The sequence below is a fragment of the Arthrobacter globiformis NBRC 12137 genome, from assembly GCF_000238915.1.
GTDB lineage: Bacteria > Actinomycetota > Actinomycetes > Actinomycetales > Micrococcaceae > Arthrobacter > Arthrobacter globiformis.
Genome location: NZ_BAEG01000062.1, coordinates 1 through 407, shown reverse-complemented (window position 1 = coordinate 407; position 407 = coordinate 1). Strand labels below are relative to the sequence as shown.

Here is a 407-nt window from a genome sequence, read left to right as displayed (position 1 = left end):
GTCAGCCGCCCTGCCTTGTCATAGCCGTACCGGGACACGCCCCGGCCCGGGGCACGGTGCAGCACGAGCCGCCCGCAGGGGTCGTACCCGAACGTCTCGACCTCGCCGGTGGGCAGCGTCCGGGCAATGACACGCTGATCGGCGTCGTACGCCAGCTCGGTGACCGCCCCGGCCGGGTCCGTGGTCCGCCAGGGCCGCCCGCACCCGTCATACTCATACCGGGTGACCGCGCCCGACGGGGAGGTGATCGAGGTGATCTTCCCCGCCACGTCCCGGCCCAGGACCGTCAGCCCGCCCTCACCGTCGACAAGCTCCACCGGGTTCCCCGCCGCGTCATAGGAGACCAGCTCCGCGGACCCGTCCACCCCCTGCACCCGGGTGGGCCGCCCGTACTCATCGAAACTGTA

The 407-nt window shown here is 72.2% G+C and carries 1 protein-coding gene; it reads right to left on the bottom strand.

All coding sequences use genetic code 11. The annotated features are described in order from the left end of the window. On the bottom strand, positions 1-407 hold a 407-nt coding region (locus tag ARGLB_RS11335), incomplete at both ends, for an RHS repeat protein (RefSeq protein WP_003802448.1).